We start from the raw sequence: 18,965 nt of genomic DNA on the forward strand, positions 1-18,965 counted from the left end.
CTTGGCTGCTTTGCCAGGACTTGATGACCACCTTGGCCACCGTGGAATTGGTCTCCGAGGTGTTCACCACGGTGAGCTTGGTCCAGATGCCGCTATTGTCCGTGTAATAAAAGGGGAAAATCAAGAGGTCGCCCTTATTGTTGGGGGCGATCTTCACATGGCCCGGATCTTTGGCCATCACCGGAACGGCCGCCAGAACCGCAACGGCGATCAAAAGGGCAGCACAACGTTTCATGGATTTCCTCCTCGATAGGGTTGCTCCGCGTTCCATCTTCCACAAACTCGTGCCTGACAAAAATGCTCCTCAGCTTTCCTTTTCCACCTCCTTTCCTTGGGGAATGGGTCCGAGGGGGCCAGGCATTGCCGCACCAAACCCCAGCTCGGGAAACAGAAGACTCGCCTTGACGGCGTGATACCATCCCGTGTCTGTCTTGACCCAATAATCCAAACGAGCCGGCGTGGGAAGTCCCTCAGCAGGGCTGGGTATTTTGAGCTGCAACGGAATTTCATACAAGTAGGGTGATCGAGCTCGAGGAACCCCCACTTCAAAGGCGCTCACTTTCTTGGGATCCGTCATGAATTCCATCACTTTGAAATACCTTTCTTTGGAGACAAGCTGGCGCACATAATCCGCTTCCTGTCGGTAAGCGTCTTCCCACCGCCCTTCCAGCGCGGCGTTCCAGTATTCGGTAAAAACCTGCCGCAGGCGGGCATCCGGCCAGTGTGCCTCCGCCGAAGCTTCTTCCGTAAAGATCAGCCGTGGGGACGTGCCGGTTGTCGATTTCTGGGGCTGCGGTCCCCTGTCACCACAGCTGGTGACGACTGTTAGGACAAGCAAAAAGCATGCTAGGAGTAAGCGATTCATGGGCTGCATTGGCCTATTTCATCACCACCTGGTAGTGGGCCATGAGTTCCTGAAAGGCCGCACCTTCCACCGTCTTTTTCATTTGCCCTCGAATAAAGGCGTCAATCTGCGAGGCCACCTGTTCCAAAGGAAGAAGATCGTCCTCGGTAAGAATGGGCTGAGGGTTGGAACGCCATTTTTCAGCCCCGGAATCCTTAAGAAACCGTTCCGGAAAAGCCCGATAATAGGACTGGATCGCTTCAGGCTCGAGCTGCAGATTTTGTAAGCGGTGCGCGAGGTAGATCTCGGCCAAAGCCAATTGCTTTGGAATGGGCTCTTGAGGAAGCGTTTCCTGGGTAGCCACGAGCCCCAGCCGCTCGGCTTCCCGAGCAAAAAGAAAAGTTTGCACCGTGTAGCGGCGGTATTCTTTTTCGTTGGTCTGAAACATGGTGTGCGTGGTGAAAAAATCGATCAGGTCCTGGACATCCTTTTGGGTCACGCGAAAGCCTTCCTGACCTTCAGCGATCACCATGGTATCCGGTGCGGGGCTGGGAGTTTCCGATCCCCAGGCCATCCAGGAGTGCCAGGCGCACAAAAAAACACCGAGAACAAGACGGAAACGACGGCTCTGGGCCATCACAGGCGACCTCATTCTGGGAAAAGAACGATTCTTTTGCAGTCGATCAGAGTTCATGGAAGATCCGTTTCCATCAGTCCATAGTCAATACCACGTCCACGAAAGTGCCGTCAAGATTCATGGGCAAAGGACGGCGAAGAATCTCTTGCCCCTGAGCGTCCACCACGACCAATGCGTAAGGGGTGAAAGGAGGATAAAAAGGTTCAGCGGCGGCCAGGGAAAATCCGCCTGCCGTGTCCACCAGCGCGGAGGCTCGAATCTCCTGTGTCGCGCTGGAAACGATGCGGACTTCCTGAATGGTGACCGAAGCCTCAGGCAACCCATCAGTCGCCGAAACACTTCCGGCCAGCCGCGCCCCCCAGGGCGCTTGCGGGGATCGAATGGCCACCAGAAGGACCGCTTCAAGAAAAAGTGTGCCGTCATCGGCGGTTTTCAGTTTCACATGCACAGCGCCGCCAAAAACCTCGCGAGACAGTGCATAAGGCTCTCCTTGAAAAACCCAACGGGCGGCTTCCTGTCGAACAAGGGATTGCCAAAGGGCTGCGGTCACTTGTTCCAGGTTCATGGAAACATTCAAAGGGACCGTCGCGCGAAGCGGAGGAACCATCGAAAGCCAAGCCGCTAAATCCGCCGAAGAGGGTTGTGATGCCGCGTCCGGCACAAAGGACGCCTCCAGATTCAGCGCTCGAGCGTATTCGTAAAGCTTGGGATCAAAGACAAGCACGGGCACAGGATCCAGAGCGAAAGGAGCGGGTTTCCCGCTCAAGGCCGAAAGAAACATGGGGAAAATTCCCATGGAGGGGTTTTGACGCCAGTGGTTGAGTTCCTTAAACAGCTGCAGTTCCACGGCGTGCAGCCCATGAGCGCCGGCGTGCACAACCAGCACATAGGCGTTGTGCGCTGATCCGTGCACGAAGACTTTTCCGGTGCGGCAGGCCAAGCCGATTTCCCGCACATGCGGATTCAACAGAACGGTCTGGCGAAGGTCCGAAACGGCAAGCTCCTTAGCGAGCACCTGGCGAAAAAGGGCTTCCGCCGCCGCTTCCGGCCGCACAAAGTTTCGAAAGGTCAAGGCAACCACGACTTCACCGTTTTCCACCGCCGCGTAGCCGTGAGCGGCCAGACGATCCTGAAGGGGAGGAAGATCAAAGGACACCACGCCACCTTGGGCCTGAGCGAGCAAGGTTGCCAAAGTGTCTTCGGCGGAACGCGCCAAGGCATCATGGGGCACCAACCGAGGCAGCCCCTGCGCCGATAAGGTGCGAAACAGCGGTGTCGACGGCAATGGAAAAACCGTCTCGGGAAAGAAGGCAGCCAGGGTTTCGGCCGGGTGAGCACGAAGGGATTGGGTCAGTTCCAGGAAGCGCCCTTCCAGTTCCGGCACCGAAGCGGCGGTCGCCCGGCCCCACAAGCCCAGGGCGTGAAAAACGAGCAGGAAAAAGAGCCCAAAGGGCTTTCTTCCTAAATGCGCCCACATCGAGTGTGCCGTCGACCGCTGGGGTTTTGGTAGGCACATCTTTCCTGGACCTTTGCTCCCTGAAGTTTTCTCAAAATGCGCCGCGGTGAAGAAACGAAGCCCGCGCAACGCATGTTAGCAGAAGTCGGGCCAAGTGTTACCGCATCGTTTTTTTGCAGCGGCCTGAGGGTGCCCTTGGGGCCAAGGGACTTGTGAGACGATTTTCTCGGGCGGCGACCCTTTGGAGTGGAAATCCCGGCGCACAGGGCGCCTACGGATCCAGAAAAATAAGGCGGCTGGAATGGTCAGATCTGACCAAGCAGTGGTCATCGGTGACCAGGGCGCCACGGCCGCTTCACGTCAGCCCGAAGGCAGTTGTTTTTTGAGAGCCAGGGCCTGAGCGTTTTTGGGGGATAATCGCAGGGCCTGGTCCAAAGCCGTGCGGGCGGCCTCGATTTGCCCCAGTCGAAGGGACAGCTCGGCTTTGAGCACCCACAACGGTGCGGATCGAGGCCGACGGGACAAAGCCTCGTCCACCACCTTTTGAGCTTCGTCAGGTCGACCGTTTTGCAGGTGAAGCACCGCCAGGTTGTGCAGCACGTCGGCGGCATCCGGGTGTGAGGCCGCATAGGAGCCCAGCATCTCCAGCGCTTGGTCGAAAAGCTTTTGCTCCACAAAAAGATTGGCCAAATTGAGGGCCGCCTTTTCCATGAAAGGGTCCGCTTGAAGTGCCCGTCGGTAATAGGTTTGGGCCGCATCATAGAGGCGCATTTTGTGATAAGCTAACCCAATGTTGTAAAGCGCCTTGGGGTTTTCCGGCCGTAGGGCCAGGCTCTGCTGAAAGGCGGGTAAAGCCTCGCCGATCAAGCCTTGGCGGGCCAAAGAAAGTCCCAGATTGAGGTGGGCCTCGAAGTTTTTGGGATCGAGCCGCAGGGCGGTTTCAAAGGCTTTTTGAGCCTGCGCATCATCGCCCTGGTCCATCAGCGCCTTGCCGTAGTTGTTGTAAGCTCTTGAATGAAAAGGATTGCGCTCGACGGCCTCCCGCCACAAAGCCGCCGGATTCTGCCAGATTCGGTTTCGAAGATGGGTGGCCGTGCCCAGGGCAACGATGAGAATGACGGTGATGAGAACCCAGGCGGTGCGGCTTCTTGGAGCGATCCAGGAAAGCAGCCAGGTGATCGCCCAGAAAAACCCTACGGACGGAAGGTACAGCCGGTGTTCAAAGAGGGCGTCCCGAATGGGAAAAATGCTCGATTCCACGGAGAGAGCTATCAAGAACCACCCCACAGCGAGGCTGACCCACGGATGGCGGCGTACACCCACGATGGCTGTTGCCGCCATGGCCAAAAGCAGGACGGCCGCCAGCGGTGTCCAGCCGGCAAAGACCGAGGAGACAAAGGGATACCCATAGTCGAGGCACTGACGAACGGGAAAGAGAAGGAGCCCGAGGTAAATGCAGATGACACGAAGCTGGGTGACGGCATAGGTCCACCGGTCCACGGCCGACGTTTCCCGCGTGGCGCGATCGGCGTCTTCCAAGAGCCTGCCGAAGTCCCGCCATTCGACAGTCCCGCCCAGGTGGGCGACAAGGAAAAGCCCAAAGAAGATCACAAAAGGCAGGGCCACCAAAGCCTTGCGAAGCCACCCACGCCAAGAGCGGTCAAAGAGAACGAATTCCATATAGGCCAGCATCAAGGGCAGGCTTGCGCTGTTTTGTTTGCTGAAGAAAGCCGCCGCCCCGCCAACGAAGCACAGAAGAAAATACAGCCCGGGAAGAAGGAAGGCTCGCCCACCACGGTTCCCTGGGCCGTGAGCCCACTGCTGTGACGAAGGCCACATCAGGCGGCCTTTGACGAAGCACAGCACGGACAAAAGGTAAAACGTCGCCGCCATGGACGCGTACCTTTGCACGATATAGGTCACGGCCTGGGTCTGGACGGGATGGCAGGCAAAAAGCAGGGAGGTCACGAGGGCCCATTCGTCCGGTGAAAGGTTCGCCGGAAAATCCAGCCCCCTTTTTTCTCTCAGGGCCTTCCAAAGGGTCAACGTGAGCGCATAGACGAGCCAGGCATTGAGGGCGTGGATGGCGATGTTGACCAGGTGGTAGCCCACGACATCATCGCCGCCCAAAGCCTTGTTGAGGGCGAAAGTGAAGTCGACCAGAATGCGGGACTGTCCAAGCGAGGCATGTTGAAGAAAGTGCACTGGGTTTTCGAGGCGTGGATTGTCCACGACGGAATGGAAATCGTCAAAGACGAAGGGCGTATGCAGCCCGTTGGCGTAGATGAGGGCGATGACGCCGACGATCAAGAGCGCCGCGGCGCTGCGGCGCCGCAATATTTTCGCACAGAACGCATCACAAAAAGTGCCGAAGACAAACGCCATGGTTTTCATGATTACCACCGGTAGCGAAGATGAAGGTGCAGGGTGAGCGGACGGCCGTCGATCATGCTATAGGTTCCGGGAATTTCATGGTCCCGGTCCGTGAGGTTCGTCACAGCGGCAATGAGGTCAAGCTTGGGTGTGAGGAAATCTTTGTACGCCGCATCCAGATCCAAAAGCCAGACGTCCGGCGCGTTGTCCCTTGCGGCCCCTCGAGGGTAAATGAGGCTCATTTCCGAAAAGGAACGAAGCCGCAACCGGGCGGACAGGTGCTTTGTCGGTGTCCACAGGACGGCGGCGTTGCCGAAAGTCTTCGGCCCCACATCAAAGGGATAGGTCAGGTCCACGATGGTTTCCTCAAAATCCCCGCCGGGGCCGAGAATGCCATACTCCGTATAGCGGTAGACTTCATCCGGGCCGCTATGGGTCAAGGCGGTGAGGTTTCCATGAAGGGAAAGGGAATCCGTAAGGTGAAAACGAGCTGAAGCTTCCAGACCGACGAATTTTTGTTCATTGGCCAGGGAGACACCAGCAAAGGGATCTTCCATGACATGGTCGCAAATTTTAGTAAAAAATCCCGTCACTTCCCCGCTCAACCGCGCGTTGGGTCGCCACACGGCTTGAACGGAAAAGTTTCGGGCTTTTTCCAGCTTCTTTGCCGAGCGGCTTTCGGCGTATTGGCGTGCGTAGGGGCTTCGAAAAGACGTGCCGTAGAGAAACTTCATGGTGAAAACATCCGTGGGGTGCCACACAAGGCCGAAACTCGTATTGAGGCTGTCTTCGTACTCGTTGTGAACGTCCCAACGAAGGCCCGCCATGGCGTCCCAAGACTTCGTTTTATGCAGGTACTGAACAAAGGCCGAGCTCAGGGAGTGGTCAAAGTCTTTCGTGGCGTAGACGGGCAGAAAAGCCGTGTTGTCCGGGCCCAGATAATCGGGAAAGTAGTTTTTCCAGATGAGGGCTTCTTCGACCTGGGTTTTCTTGAACGACGCTCCGGCCGTGATGAGTCCGCGCCCGGTCATCAGGGATTTTTCCAGCACGGTCTCGGCATAGAGCGTATTTTCGCCCTGGCTGAAGTCTCGATCGATGATGCGCGTGTGCGGCGCCAGGTGAAGATAATAGGCGGAAGCCTTGAGGGATGTGTCCAGCGTGAGCGCTTTTTGAAAGTCCGCCTTGATGTGTTCTGTGTTCGTTCGCCGCTCCTCGATCCACGACAGGTCTTTATCGGCGCTGGAAAGGACATAGGGCGTGCGGTTTCGGGCAATGCGTCCGGAAACCGTGAACGCTTTCCCCAGGGTCATGTTCCCCGAAAGGTCCAAAGTGTTGGGGGAATCCGGATGATCGGATCCGTACCGATCCGTCACGGGCACAGGCGCCCCGTTCGGTCCATCCCAAAAGCGCACCACGGTGGCTCGATCCCCCTTGCCGCCGCCTGTTCCCAGGGTCAAGGACCCGAAACCGGACCACCATGGGCCGTTTCCGCCCACATTGATGTAGGCCTGCCGGGCGTCTTCATCCGTCGTCGTCAGAACACCAGTTTCCAGGCCTTGAAAGTCTGTGCCGGTGAGCGGCACCACGTTGACGACGCCGGAAAAGGCGTCCAACCCCCAGAGCACCGAGGCGGCTCCACGAACGATCTCGATTCTTTTGATTCCCGCCAAAGACAAGTCCTGATCGATTGGGTGAAACCCTTTGGAGGCTTCCGAGCGCAAAGGAACGGCATTGAAGAGAAAGAGTGTGCTTTCGGGAATGCCTCGAAGATACGGTCTGGAGCCGTATTCCTTGGGTGCCATGAAAAACCCCGGCTGATAGGCCAAAACGTCTGCAAGAGTGGTGTCTCCACGGTCCCAAAAGTCCTGACGGGTGAGCACCTGGGCCACGGCCGGAGCTTTGGCGGCGCTTTCTTCACGGCGCGTGGCCAGGGTGAGCACATCCGTGTCTTCTCCCAGAAACATGAGGCTCGTGCCGTCGTCGAAATCGGCGCCGGCATTCACCCCTGTGGCCGCAAGGTTCATCACGGCCTGCCACACAAAGCAGGCGATGATCATCAGTCGCAATGGGCGGTTCATGAGACCAGGCGCCTGTTGTTTCGAAGATAATCGATGTATTGGCGGTAGAGGACGCGAAACTTGGCCCGAGTGAGTCCCAACAGGCGCGCGGCAGCACTTTGGTTGTTGTTGGCCAGGGCCAGGGCCTGTTCCACCAGTTCCATCTCCAGGATTTCCAGGTTAAGGCCGTGGGGCGGGAGTTTGAAAACGGTGCCTGCACCCGTTTCGCCGTTCTCGGCCGGCTTCAAAAACACCAGATGTTCCGCCGTAATGCGCCGGTTTTTTTTCGCCAAAATGCAGGCCCTTTCCATGACGTTGGCCAGTTCTCTGACGTTGCCCGGCCAAGAGTAATTCATGAGAAGGTCCATGGCGCCGGGAGTGATTTCCACATCATCGGATGCAAAAAAGCGCCGGGCGAAATGGTTCGCCAACAAAGGCACGTCTTCCAACCGATGCCGCAAGGGCGGCAGTTCAATGGGAAACACATTGATCCGGTAGAAAAGATCGGAACGGAACCGGCCTTCCTGCACCAGGGATTCCAAGTCCTGATTGGTGGCGCACAGGATGCGCACATCCACCGGAATTTCGGTCTGGCCGCCCACGCGCTGAATTTTTTTCTCTTGCAGGACTCGAAGAAGTTTGGCCTGAGCGTCCAAGGGCATGTCGCCGATTTCATCCAGAAAAAGGGTTCCTTGGGAGGCGGCTTCGAACTTGCCGAGGCTGCGCCGATCCGCACTGGTAAAGGCGCCCTTTTCGTGGCCAAAAAGTTCCGATTCAATGAGCCCTTGGGGAATGGCGGCGCAGTTGACGGGCACGAAACGTTTGGTGCGCCGAGGGCTCGTTTCGTGGATGAAACGCGCCAGAAGTTCCTTGCCTGTGCCGGATTCTCCTCGAATGAGCACCGTGGTGTCTTCTTCGGCCACGGCTTTGACGAGATTCACAACCCTGTGCATGGCTTGCGACTGAAAGACGATATCGTAAGAACCGCTCATGCGGCGCAGTTCATTGAGAAGATCCCTGTTTTCTTCCAAAATGCTGGAAAGCCGCAGGGTGCGTTCCACGGTGGCCAGAATGCGATCTTCTTCAAAGGGCTTGGAAATGTAATCGACGACGCCTTCTTGTAAGGACTCGACGGCGGATTCCACCGTGGCGAAGGCCGTAATGAAGATGACCGGAATGTCGATACCGCGGCTCTTCATGTGCCGAAACAATTCCCGCCCGTCCATATGCGGCATGCGAAGGTCGGTGATCACCAGGTCATAGGGTTTTCGCAGCAAAAGATCGAAAGCCTCCCGGCCGTCCGCCGCCTGTTCCGTGGTGTGGCCGCGGCTGGCCAGCATCATGCTCAGCAGATGCCGCATTTTCTTCTCATCATCCACCACAAGGATTCGGGCCATAAAACCCCTCAATCGTCGCTCACCCTTGCACCTGAAACCGCCTCATGCAAGGGAAGGGTCAGGCTGAATCGAGCCCCGCCTTCTTCCAGGTTGACAAAACCGACTGAACCGCCGTGAATACGAGCCACTTGGGCCACGAAAGCCAATCCGAGTCCTGTTCCCTTGGCCCGGGTCGTAAAAAAGGGATCAAAGATGCGCGACGCCAGCTCGTGCGGCACCCCCGGCCCTTGGTCCACAACGTGCACGGTCCAGTAGGCACCGTCATCACTTGTGCTCACGGTGACGATCCCCGCGCCGTCACAGGCATCCACGGCGTTTTGCACCAAATTGGCCACAGCCCGCATGATCAGGTCCCGGTCAATGCAGGAGCGGGCCGTATTGTCGGAGATTGCCGTGCGGATTGCAAGGGCGGGGCTTTCCATCTGGAGCCGATGCCGCTCCACCACATCCCGAACCAGATGGTTCATGTCAACAAGGCTGAAGTGGGGTTTGGCCGGCTTGGAAAAGAGAAGGAAGTCCTCGATGAGCCGGTTGAGTCGTTGGATCTCGTCTTCCATGTACTGGACGAGAAGGTCGTCGTCGCCAAGTCCATGTTGACGTTTGAGAAGGTCCAGGGAACTCTTGATGATGCCCAAGGGGTTTTTCACTTCATGGGCGACCACCATGGCCACCCTTCCCATTTCCGCAAAAGATTTTTGGCGGATCATTTCCTGATAGGCTTCTTCGAGAGCTCGACGGTTTTCTGCCAACGCATCCAGCATCGTGTTGACCGCATGGGCCAGAGTGCGAGCCTCGGGCACGGCGCTTAGAGGGGCCCGCACGGAAAGGTTTCCCGCGGCCACATCCTGAGCGGTTTTGACCAAGTGATGAATGGGGTTGAGCAGGGATCTGGCAAACACAAAAAAGCAGGTCAGAGCCAGAAGGACGATGACCAGAGAAATGACAATGAAGGTCACGCCCAGATCGGTGGACAAAGCTTGAATATGGGAAAGGCTGAAGGAGAGCCGCACGGAACCCAAAACGTTGGAGGCGGCATCGGCGGATTCGGCGAGCTCCGCGCTGGCCATTTCACCGATTTTTCGAAGCCTCACCTGCGCAAAACTTACCGCAGTCGGTCCTCCTTGCCCTTTGTGGGCGCGGGCCACCACTTCTCCTCGAGCGTTTTGGATTTCCACCGACACCAGGCTTTCCTCGCTCAGGAGGTTGTCTGCCAATCGCTGCAGCATGCGGCGGTCTTCGATGAGGAGCCCCAGCTCACAGTTTCGGGCCAGGTTGTCGGCCATGAATTGATTGCGCTCGGCAAAACGAGCCTCCGTAAAGTCGCGAATCATTTTTAGGCCGATGATTCCCAAGCCGGAAACGGCCCCGCCGATCAAGAAAAACCCAGCAAGCAGGAGCCGAGCGAGGAATCCCAAACGTCGTGTCATCTCCCTTCCTCCGACGAGTGATCTAAGAGACGACGCAACACGTGCTCGTTGACGATGACATCGTAAGGCGGCGCCGTTTCAGGGCAGCGGCCTGAATGGAGGTAAAAATCCAGCAGGGCGGCCGTGGCCGCGCCGATTTTTTCGTAGTCCAGAACGAAGGCCATGGCCGCGCCGGCTTCCAGAAAATAGCGATTGTACCCGATGGAGGGGACGTTGTGGTAAAGCGCCGTTTCCACCAGGTATTCCACAAGGGCTTTGGAATCAATGGCCGGGTCCGGCACGATCCACAGGGCATCCACTTGTGGCAGGATTCCTGTCAGGCGTCCGGGAATGTCCTTGGGGCTCTGCACGGCAATGGGTTGCACAGTGAGGCCCAGGCTCTGAGCGTGCCGCATGGCTTCCTGGAAAAAGGCCTGATTTGCCGTCAACGAGTGAAAGACGCCGAGGCGCTTCCTGTTTGGAAGGGTTTGAGCGATGGCTTCCAGCTGTTCGGCGGCGGGAAGGAAAAGAGAGATGCCGCAGACGGTGGCCTCGGAATGAGGGACCAGTTTTGCAGGGTCGAGCACCATGGTGTAGACCCATGGAATATTGCGCTGAATGGAGGCGCTTTGGACGAGCGGCAAAGCTTCCGGGCCGATGGAGACGAAGGCATCGGCGGAAAGGCGAAGGAGTTCCGACTGAACGGCGCGAAAGTCTCCTTGAGTCTCCGGCGACAGAGTGATAGGTTGCAGCGCATGCATGCGCCGTTGACCCAAAGAGGTCAGGAGGCCTTTCAGGGCTTCCATGTAGGGTCGAAGGGGCCGAGAGACGACGACGGCGATTCGCCGCGGCCCTTCCTGAAGGGATTCTTGAGAGGCTCCAATGGCCTTCATGCCGGGCACGGCCAGAAAAATGAAGGCAGACAACAGATGCAGTGCAAAGATGGCTTTTTTCATCCTCACTGGAAATCGCGAAAGAAAGTCGAAACCGTTGCGAATGTGCCCGAAAAGAAAACCCAATGCAACTGGAGAGGCAAGAAGCGGGCCGAATGCGTTCAATGGATAAATAAAAGCAAAAAACAGGAGGTTCCATGAACAAAGGTAAAGGAATGCACGTGGCTCTGATGGTTGTGGTTTTCGGGCTGTGCGGGGCGATGGGCGCATGGGCCGGTGGGGCGGCCGACATGAACGCAGTGCAGCCTCCCATGGTGGCCAAGCATCTTCTCGTGCCGGAGACTGACATTTCCCAGGGATCGAAAACCAGTTTGACCCAGATGACACGGGTCACCTTCACGGGCGTCATCAACTCAGCCAAAGGAAAGAAAGCGCTGCTTGAAACGGGCAGTGATTCCAAAGATGGAGCTTCCCCGGGGGCATGGTATGGGGTAGGGGACACCGTTGGGCCTTACGTCGTAAAAGAGATCGACACCGGCGCCGTCGTTTTGGAGGGAAGCGGCCAGACGCTTCGCCTGCCCCTGTACGGCCCGGACAAAGACAGGCCGGAGCCTGTGCAAGTGGCCGCAGGCCCGCTTCCCAAGGGCCAAGATGTGGATAGGCCGACTCAAGCGAACACGGATCAGCAAGAAGGGCAAGGCCAGCCGCCGACCCCCTTTGGACCGACTCCCGGTAAAAGCGCCGGACCCGGCCAGAGGGGGACGCCCTCCGGGCAAACCCAACCCCAAGGCGGCGGCGCCAACCCCCTGCAACAGGCCCTTGAAAAGGCACGCCAAGGAGCGGGCCAGGGATCGTCCCAGAATCCCTTTCCGCCTTTTCAGGGATCGGGAAGCAACCCCTTTTTGGAAATGATGCAAGAGAAGGGAAATTGAATCGAGGACGAGTGAAAAAGGACTGTGGCAACGCGGACAATTGGTTCGACAAAAATGTGCTAAGACACGCCGTGCAGGATGCATAGAGTGCGGGGGCCTCGAGACGCGAAAAATCCTGAGGTGGCCGTCCTTCTGGCGACATACAATGGGGAGAGATACATTGCTGAACAAATTCAAAGCATTGTGGGTCAGTTCTATGATCGCCTGATACTCTATGTTCGAGATGACGGCTCTTCTGATCGAACCATACCCTTGCTTTTACAGGTATTGGAAAAATCCGGTCGACCGATGAATCTGAGGCTGGAATCTGGGGAACATGTCGGAATACCCCAAAGCTATTTCCAGCTGATGGAAAAGGTTGATTTGAGCCACGACTATTATGCTTTTGCTGATCAAGACGATGTTTGGGCCCCCACCAAAATGCAACATGCCGTCGAGATGTTGGCCCGGCTGGATGAGACCATCCCTTTGCTTTATTTTTGTCGGCAGAGGTTTGTCACATCAGACCTGAGACCGCTAGGCTTTTCGCCTCTTGTAACAAGACCGGGCCTGAGTAACGCCTTGGTGCAAAATCCGGCGAAAGGCTGTACGCAAGTTTTCAATCGCTCGGCGATGGCAATCCTTAGAAAGCATCTTCCGAAAGGCATTCCGTATCATGACTGGTGGGTGTACCTAACGGTTGCGGCTTTTGGCCAGGTGATCTATGATGCAAGGATTCAAATGGACTACAGACTCCATGATGCTTCTACGGTGGGAGAAACCCTTGGAGGTCTAAAAAGAAATGTCAAAAGAGCCATAAGGGTCTTGATCGACGGGGATTTTCAAGCCCGTCGACAGGCGGAGATCTTTTTAAACATCCACGGCGGCGCCTTAAGCAAGGCATCGAAAGAGACCATTGAACGATTTGTGAAAGCCCGCGGGTCCATGGCGAGGCGCGTGCGGTATGCTCTTTCCATGGAGGTGAGAAGGCTGCGTCGTTGGGAAACGGACATGCTTCGGCTTCTGGTGGTGTTGGGGCGTTATTGATGAATGGTGAGCACGCAGTGGAGCCATTTGCACACAGGTTCCCCACTGCCCGAAAAATACGCTTGATCTTTACCGTCAATGCCGACTGGGTTTTTCGCCTGCATTTTCTGCCTTTCGCCCAATCGCTTCAAAAGCACGGCTTTGACATGACGGTCATTGCCAGGGATACGGGAGATGGAGCCACGATTCGAGGCGCCGGCGTGAATTTTGCCCATTGGCCGGTGACCCGCGCGGGCAGAAACCCGGCGCGCGAAGCGGCGGCGATGCTTTGTCTCGTGCGTCATTATCGACGGATCAAGCCTGACCTCGTCCATCACATCGGCCTTAAAGCCATTTGTTACGGATCGGTGGCTTGCAGATTGTTGCGGCTTCCCACTGTTCATCTGTTCATCGGGTTGGGTTTTGCCTTTCGAAACCAAGAGGGCCAAAGCAGCCGCTATGTGCTCAATTGGTGGCTTCGAGCTTTGCGTGGCGATGCGCGAAGTGCGCTGGTTTTTCAAAATGAGGCGGACTATGCCTACGGGTTGGCTCAAGGCTGGGGACATCCCGAGAACATGGTTGTCGTGGGTGGCGTAGGGGTGGATTTAGGGCTTTTTCAACACCGGCCCGAGCCGAAGCCGCCTCCTTTTGTCGTCGTTTTGGCCTCGCGCATGCTTTGGAATAAGGGTGTGGGAGAGTTTGTGAAGGCCGCCCGGATTGTGAAAAAGAAGTGGGGTGCGCGGGTGCGGTTTGTGCTTGCGGGGCATGATGATTGGGAAAATCCCGCGAGCGTGCCCAGGCATTATTTGGAAAAATGGCATCGGGAAGGCGTTGCGGAATGGTTGGGGTTCCGCGATGACATGCCTGAGATTCTTGCTGGGTCGCATCTTGTGGCTCTTCCTTCCTACTATGGGGAAGGTGTGCCGAAAATTCTGCTGGAGGCGGCATGTGTGGGACGTGCCGCGGTGACAACGGATTGGCCTGGCTGTCGTGACGCGGTGAGGAATGGGGTGACGGGATTGCTGGTGCCGCCCAAAGATGCCGAGAGCCTGGCATCGGCCATCGATTACCTTTTGGAACATCCCGAAGTGCGCCGAAACATGGGGGAGAATGCGCGAAAATTGGCGGAAAAGGAATTCACCGTCCAAGAATTTTCAAACAAGATGCTGAAAATTTATCAAAAGGTGTTGTGGGGAGCCCGCACCAATGGGCAGCGCAGATCCAACGAAGTCTAAAACGATCGTTTCTGAGCTCAAGGTCAGAGTCTGAGATGAAGCCGAGTGAGGGTGCACAAAAGACGAAGGACAAAACCATTCTTGTCACCGGTGGAGCAGGGTTTATAGGGTCGCACCTGGTGGATCGGTTCCTGGGGGAAGGGTGTCGAGTGATAGCCGTCGATGACTTGTCGACGGGTAGGCTGGAGAACATCGCCCAGCATAAGGACAACCATCGTTTTCAGTGTATTGTGGACAGCATTCTCAATGAATCCCTTATGGATGAGTTGGTGGCGCAATGCGACGAGGTTTACCATTTGGCCGCCGCCGTCGGGGTCAAGCTCATCATGAACCGTCCCGTGGAGACCTTGGAAACCAATGTGCGGGGCACCGAGGTGGTGCTGCGGTGCGCCAACCGGCACAAGAAAAAAGTGCTCATCACCTCCACCTCGGAAGTCTACGGCAAGGCCATGGATGACAACGGCGGTGCACCGCTGCGTGAAGACGGCAACAGCCTTATCGGGCCCACGTCACGTCGGCGTTGGGCTTACGCGTGCTCCAAGGCGTTGGATGAATTCCTGGCGCTGGCTTATCACGAGGAAAAAAAGTTGCCCGTCATTGTCGTGCGCCTTTTCAATACGGTGGGCCCGCGCCAAACTGGGCAATACGGCATGGTTGTTCCCAATTTCGTCCAAAAAGCCCTCTTGAACAAACCCATCATCGTTTATGGGGACGGTTCGCAGTCGCGATCCTTTGCCCATGTTGCCGATGTGGTGGAGGCGATGGTGCGGCTCATGGGCGAACCCAGAGCCCTTGGCCAAGTCATCAACGTGGGAAACCCCCAGGAAATCACCATTCGAGAACTGGCCGAGCTGGTGAAGGAAATGACCGGAAGTCAGTCCGAAATCGAGTATCTACCCTATGAAAGGGCTTATGGGCCCGGATTTGAAGACATGCGGCGTCGATGCCCGGATATCAGCAAGCTGAAAGAACTCACGGGATTTTCGCCTCGCGTGGATTTGCGGGGCATCATTGAAAGTGTCATTGCTCATTTCCAGAGCTGAGCGGGGAGAAAAGGCATGGATGCGGCCCTGTACTGGGCTCGGGCTGCGGGGTTGTTTGTCGGATCCTTTGCCCTTGGATGGCGGCTTACGCCCCTGGTGGCCCGTTGGGCCAAGAAGGTCAACAAAGTGGCGGCGCCCCGAGAAGACCGCTGGCACAAGGTGCCCACACCCCTTCTGGGCGGGATCGCCATCGTTGGAGCCTTTTATGCGACCACAGCCCTTGGAGCGCTCTTGGGATGGTTCGGGGATGCGCACAGAGCTGTTCCCGATCTGGCGCCTTTGCTGTTGTGCAGTTTGGGCATGTTTTTGCTCGGGCTGTGGGACGATTTTCGAAACCTGTCCCCCCAAACCAAGCTGGTGGGGCAGATTGTTCTGGCCGCCGTGTTGGTTTTCTTTGGCTACAAAATCGACTGGTTCGTGTCCAAAACGGCCAACACTTTTCTGAGTGTTCTCTGGATCGTGGGCATCACCAATGCTTTTAATCTTTTGGACAACATGGACGGGTTGAGCGCGGGCGTGGCAGCCATTGCCGCTTTTTTTCTGTTGGGATTTGAGGCCATGACGGGTGGAGGGGTCCCTTCCGATCCCACCATTGCGCTTTTGCCCATTTTTCTCGGAGCTGTCCTTGGCTTTTTGCGCTACAATAGCCGTCCGGCGTCCATTTTCATGGGGGATTGCGGAAGCCTTTTTCTCGGTTTTGTCTTGGCAGGCATCAGTACCCAAAACGAATTGAGCCGCCATGGGCATTTGGTGCCCATCGTTTTGGCCCCACTCTTCGTTTTCTGTCTTCCCGTGGCGGATATGGCGCTTGTTTCCATCATGCGAACGGTTTTTGGGCGATCTGTAGCCCGTGGCGGGCGGGACCACACGTCGCATCGACTGGTGGGTATCGGCCTCGATGAAAAGAAGGCTGTGCACGTCTTGTACGGTTTTTCGGTCCTGGGCGGCGCGGTGGCGTTGTTGAGCGCCGTGGACATGGGACTCTTTTACGCCGCGGGTGCGCTCTTTGTGCTGTTGACGGTCGTCTTTCTGGTGCGCCTTGCTCAGGTGCGCGTCTATCCTCCTGAGGAAAAAAATCTTCTGGAAAAGAAACCGGCCCTCACCGTTTTCTGGGTGCAGTTCACCTATAAAAAACGCGTCTTTGAGGTGCTGCTGGATGTGTTTTGGGTTTCCTTTTGCTATTGGCTGGCGTATTACCTGCGCTATGAGCGGTGGGCGGATCCCGAAGCCTTCCCCCTCTTTCTCGACAGTCTTCCGGTCGTCTTGATTTGCTGCCTGGCGAGCTACATGGCCTGCGGCATCTATCGAGGTGTGTGGCGCTACACCACCTTGTCGGATCTCAGTTTGCATGCTGTGGCGGTGAGCGCCGGGGTGTGCGTGAGCTTAGCGGTTTTGGTTTTCGCCTACGATTTCCGAGGCTTTTCTCGAACCGTTTTTGCCATCTTTTGGCTCTTGGCCTTTGTGTCCATGGCGGGGTCCCGGCTTTCCTTTCGGTTCCTGTCGGAATTTTTGAATCGTCTGGTGAAAAAAACGGGCCGTCCGACGCTGATCTACGGCGCCAATCGCAACGGTGCTTACGTGCTTCAGGAACTTTTGGAGAATCAAGATCTCGGCCTTCTGCCAGTGGGCTTTATCGATGATGACGAAACGACGGTTCGCCGCCGCATGTTCGGCTACAAGGTGCTGGGAAGCCTTCGGCATCTGCGGAAAATCATCCGCCGATACGGCGTTGAGGAAATCGTGGTGGCTTCTCGAGACGTGTCTCGGGAAATCACCGAAGTTTTGGAACACGTTTGTCGCGAGATGGGCGTGGTGCTGAGACGGGCCGAACTCCATCTGTCGCCGTGTATGAAAGCCGATCTTGCAGGGCAAGGCGTCGCCCAGCCGGCGGAACGGGAAGGTCTGAGCAGCGAGGGGCCTGCCCGTGTGATGCCGACCACCCCGAATTTTTCTCACAATCTTAAGCCTTCGGGGCCTGATCTGTAAGTGCTGATACGCCTCCCGCCTGGCTTCGGGGTTCCCAGCGCGCCAAAATGCTGCGGAACCGTGAAGGTGCGCCCGCCCAAGGCCTCAGAAAGACATTGCGGGCATGACAGCAAGGAGGCCCAGCCGTCGTGGAGGAGATTCCATCCGGATTCATCAGCTTAGTGGGGGCGCCCAATGTGGGCAAGTCCACCCTCATGAATCAGATCCTCAAGGAAAAGATTTCCATCACCTGCCCCAAACCCCAGACCACGCGAAACCGTATTGTGGGCATCTACAACACGCCGCGGTGCCAAATGGTGTTTGTGGATACGCCGGGGATTCACCGGGCACGGGACACCTTCAACAAGATCCTTGTGGATATCGCCCTGGCGACCCTGAAAGACGTCGATGTGGTGGCCTTCATTGCAGATGTGACGGCCCGCAGCGTGGATCTGGATCGGTTTGCGCTCCAGGCCATGGAAACACTCTCCACGCCCGTGGTGCTTGTCCTCAACAAGGTGGATCTTGTCAAAGACAAAACCTTGCTGTTGCCCCTGATGCAACGCTATGTCGAGCAGCGCGATTTTGCCGCTGTCGTGCCGGTATCGGCCCTCACGGGCGATGGCGTGCCGGAACTCTTGGCGGAACTGGAACGCCGGCTTCCCAAAGGGCCCAGGTATTACCCGGAAGATCTCGTCACGGATCAGCCGGAACGGTTCCTGGTGGCGGAAATTGTGCGGGAAAAGGTTTTTCACTTGACGGAGGAAGAGGTTCCTTACGCCACGGCCGTCACGGTGGATGCCTTCAAGGAGGAGCCGGAAAAGAATTTGATTCGCATTGAAGCCACCATTCATGTGGAGCGGGATTCACAAAAGGGGATCCTTATCGGCAAAGGAGGCGGGCGCCTTAAGGAGATCGGGCGCTTGGCCCGTGAAGACGTGGAGCGGGTCCTGGGGTGTCGTGTCTACCTGGGGTTGCATGTGCGCGTGCAAAAGAACTGGCGTCGGGATCGGCGGGTGCTGAGGGAGTTCGGGTATCGATGGCCAAGGGGCACGTAAGCCTCTCGCCGCAGAGGCGCCGAGAGCCGGTGCAGCCTTTCGTCCTGCAGCCATGGTACGTGGGACGATGCCCTCATGACGAAAGGAAGACGGCACGCCTGAAAAAGGCTGCAGAAACAAGATCCTATGGAACGGGCGGCTCAAAATGCCTGGGAGAAGGCCTTTCCCAGATGTTCGTGCAAGCCCGCATGGGCCAGTGAAGGGCCTCCGTCAAGGCGCTTCGCCCATTCTCGGACGCCCAGGAGCCCGTCCCTCCGATGTCGAGGGGCCGCTTTCAGATCGGCCTCGAAGGGACAGGTTTTTCCGGTCTCAGCGTCAGCAGGCGGCCGTCCCTTTGAAAATTGGGCGCGACAGTGCTCCTTGTGGGCTCATGAACTCTCACCCAGCATTTTCAGACGGGCTCTTAGAGAAGACGAAAGCTTTTCAGGATGGCCGCCAGGTCTTTGTTGTTGGCGGCGTATTCGCGCAGGGCCAATATAACGTCTCGAAGTCGGCCCTCCCTTTCGAGGTCTTCCTTCGTGTCTTTCTTGGCCTGCGTGATGATGGTGCGCCGGTCCCAATACGCAAAACCGATGACCGCAATGACCAGCGACGTGAAAATGCCGGAAAGCAGGTAAAGAAAGTGCATCAGCTGTTCAAAGCGCTTGTCGATCTGTTCAAACCG

The 18,965-nt window shown here is 56.9% G+C and carries 15 protein-coding genes and 1 pseudogene; 6 read left to right on the top strand and 10 right to left on the bottom strand.

All coding sequences use genetic code 11. The annotated features are described in order from the left end of the window. The 9 genes from ACUVSA_RS02490 to ACUVSA_RS02530 all read right to left on the bottom strand — a co-directional run. Window positions 1-235: hypothetical protein (locus tag ACUVSA_RS02490; protein WP_445893659.1), on the bottom strand; the 235-nt coding region annotated here is incomplete at its 3' end. Window positions 236-304: 69 nt separating this feature from the next. Next, a complete protein-coding gene (locus ACUVSA_RS02495; RefSeq protein WP_445893660.1) occupies window positions 305-865 on the bottom strand; it encodes a hypothetical protein in 561 nt (186 codons plus the stop codon). 13 nt (window positions 866-878) lie between these two features. Then, window positions 879-1,376 (bottom strand): hypothetical protein, encoded by a 498-nt coding sequence (locus ACUVSA_RS02500; RefSeq protein ID WP_445893661.1) that lies wholly within the window; start codon window positions 1,374-1,376, stop codon window positions 879-881. 178 nt (window positions 1,377-1,554) lie between these two features. Further along, entirely contained in the window at window positions 1,555-2,958 is a 1,404-nt protein-coding gene (locus ACUVSA_RS02505) for a hypothetical protein (RefSeq protein ID WP_445893662.1), read from the bottom strand. Window positions 2,959-3,297: 339 nt separating this feature from the next. After that, complete coding sequence (locus ACUVSA_RS02510) at window positions 3,298-5,331, bottom strand: tetratricopeptide repeat protein (RefSeq protein WP_445893663.1); 2,034 nt, start codon at window positions 5,329-5,331, stop codon at window positions 3,298-3,300. Window positions 5,332-5,333: 2 nt separating this feature from the next. Next, window positions 5,334-7,388, bottom strand: a complete 2,055-nt coding sequence (locus tag ACUVSA_RS02515; protein ID WP_445893056.1) for a TonB-dependent receptor plug domain-containing protein — start codon at window positions 7,386-7,388, stop codon at window positions 5,334-5,336. Further along, window positions 7,385-8,764, bottom strand: a complete 1,380-nt coding sequence (locus ACUVSA_RS02520) for a sigma-54-dependent transcriptional regulator (RefSeq protein WP_445893664.1) — start codon at window positions 8,762-8,764, stop codon at window positions 7,385-7,387. Before ACUVSA_RS02520 ends, ACUVSA_RS02515 begins: the two co-directional genes overlap by 4 nt. Window positions 8,765-8,772: 8 nt before the next feature. Then, the gene (locus ACUVSA_RS02525) at window positions 8,773-10,191 is read right to left on the bottom strand and encodes an ATP-binding protein (RefSeq protein WP_445893665.1); all 1,419 of its coding nucleotides are present in this window, start codon (window positions 10,189-10,191) and stop codon (window positions 8,773-8,775) included. Then, the gene (locus ACUVSA_RS02530) at window positions 10,188-11,096 is read right to left on the bottom strand and encodes an ABC transporter substrate-binding protein (RefSeq protein ID WP_445893666.1); all 909 of its coding nucleotides are present in this window, start codon (window positions 11,094-11,096) and stop codon (window positions 10,188-10,190) included. Before ACUVSA_RS02530 ends, ACUVSA_RS02525 begins: the two co-directional genes overlap by 4 nt. A 164-nt stretch (window positions 11,097-11,260) precedes the next feature. Between ACUVSA_RS02530 and ACUVSA_RS02535 the strand changes: the two genes are divergently transcribed. The 6 genes from ACUVSA_RS02535 to era all read left to right on the top strand — a co-directional run bounded on the left by ACUVSA_RS02535 (window position 11,261) and on the right by era (window position 18,301). Then, complete coding sequence (locus ACUVSA_RS02535) at window positions 11,261-11,995, top strand: hypothetical protein (protein WP_445893667.1); 735 nt, start codon at window positions 11,261-11,263, stop codon at window positions 11,993-11,995. A 78-nt stretch (window positions 11,996-12,073) separates the two neighbouring features. Further along, window positions 12,074-13,021, top strand: a complete 948-nt coding sequence (locus tag ACUVSA_RS02540) for a glycosyltransferase (RefSeq protein ID WP_445893668.1) — start codon at window positions 12,074-12,076, stop codon at window positions 13,019-13,021. Between the two features lie 62 nt (window positions 13,022-13,083). Continuing rightward, a complete protein-coding gene (locus tag ACUVSA_RS02545) occupies window positions 13,084-14,235 on the top strand; it encodes a glycosyltransferase family 4 protein (RefSeq protein ID WP_445893669.1) in 1,152 nt (383 codons plus the stop codon). A 35-nt stretch (window positions 14,236-14,270) separates the two neighbouring features. Beyond that, window positions 14,271-15,278, top strand: a complete 1,008-nt coding sequence (locus tag ACUVSA_RS02550; protein ID WP_445893670.1) for an SDR family NAD(P)-dependent oxidoreductase — start codon at window positions 14,271-14,273, stop codon at window positions 15,276-15,278. 15 nt (window positions 15,279-15,293) lie between these two features. Beyond that, window positions 15,294-17,264 carry a hypothetical protein gene (locus tag ACUVSA_RS02555; RefSeq protein WP_445893671.1) on the top strand — a complete coding sequence of 657 codons (1,971 nt, stop codon included), beginning with the start codon at window positions 15,294-15,296 and terminating at the stop codon, window positions 17,262-17,264. Window positions 17,265-17,392: 128 nt separating this feature from the next. Further along, on the top strand, window positions 17,393-18,301 hold the full coding sequence (era, locus tag ACUVSA_RS02560; RefSeq protein ID WP_445893672.1) for a GTPase Era: 909 nt from the start codon (window positions 17,393-17,395) through the stop codon (window positions 18,299-18,301). A 403-nt stretch (window positions 18,302-18,704) separates the two neighbouring features. On the opposite strand, the pseudogene ACUVSA_RS02565 reads toward era, so the two are convergent. Then, window positions 18,705-18,965: pseudogene (locus ACUVSA_RS02565) on the bottom strand (hypothetical protein); the annotation flags it as partial.

The sequence above is a fragment of the Desulfosoma sp. genome, from assembly GCF_052743555.1.

What these genes read in the sequence shown, in the direction of transcription:
- ACUVSA_RS02495 (WP_445893660.1), bottom strand. Translation starts at nt 865, where the DNA reads ATGAATCGCTTACTCCTAGCATGCTTTTTGCTTGTCCTAACAGTCGTC.
- ACUVSA_RS02500 (WP_445893661.1), bottom strand. Translation starts at nt 1,376, where the DNA reads ATGGTGATCGCTGAAGGTCAGGAAGGCTTTCGCGTGACCCAAAAGGAT.
- ACUVSA_RS02505 (WP_445893662.1), bottom strand. Translation starts at nt 2,958, where the DNA reads ATGTGGGCGCATTTAGGAAGAAAGCCCTTTGGGCTCTTTTTCCTGCTC.
- ACUVSA_RS02510 (WP_445893663.1), bottom strand. Translation starts at nt 5,331, where the DNA reads ATGAAAACCATGGCGTTTGTCTTCGGCACTTTTTGTGATGCGTTCTGT.
- ACUVSA_RS02515 (WP_445893056.1), bottom strand. Translation starts at nt 7,388, where the DNA reads ATGAACCGCCCATTGCGACTGATGATCATCGCCTGCTTTGTGTGGCAG.
- ACUVSA_RS02520 (WP_445893664.1), bottom strand. Translation starts at nt 8,764, where the DNA reads ATGGCCCGAATCCTTGTGGTGGATGATGAGAAGAAAATGCGGCATCTG.
- ACUVSA_RS02525 (WP_445893665.1), bottom strand. Translation starts at nt 10,191, where the DNA reads ATGACACGACGTTTGGGATTCCTCGCTCGGCTCCTGCTTGCTGGGTTT.
- ACUVSA_RS02535 (WP_445893667.1), top strand. Translation starts at nt 11,261, where the DNA reads ATGAACAAAGGTAAAGGAATGCACGTGGCTCTGATGGTTGTGGTTTTC.
- ACUVSA_RS02540 (WP_445893668.1), top strand. Translation starts at nt 12,074, where the DNA reads ATGCATAGAGTGCGGGGGCCTCGAGACGCGAAAAATCCTGAGGTGGCC.
- ACUVSA_RS02550 (WP_445893670.1), top strand. Translation starts at nt 14,271, where the DNA reads ATGAAGCCGAGTGAGGGTGCACAAAAGACGAAGGACAAAACCATTCTT.
- ACUVSA_RS02555 (WP_445893671.1), top strand. Translation starts at nt 15,294, where the DNA reads ATGGATGCGGCCCTGTACTGGGCTCGGGCTGCGGGGTTGTTTGTCGGA.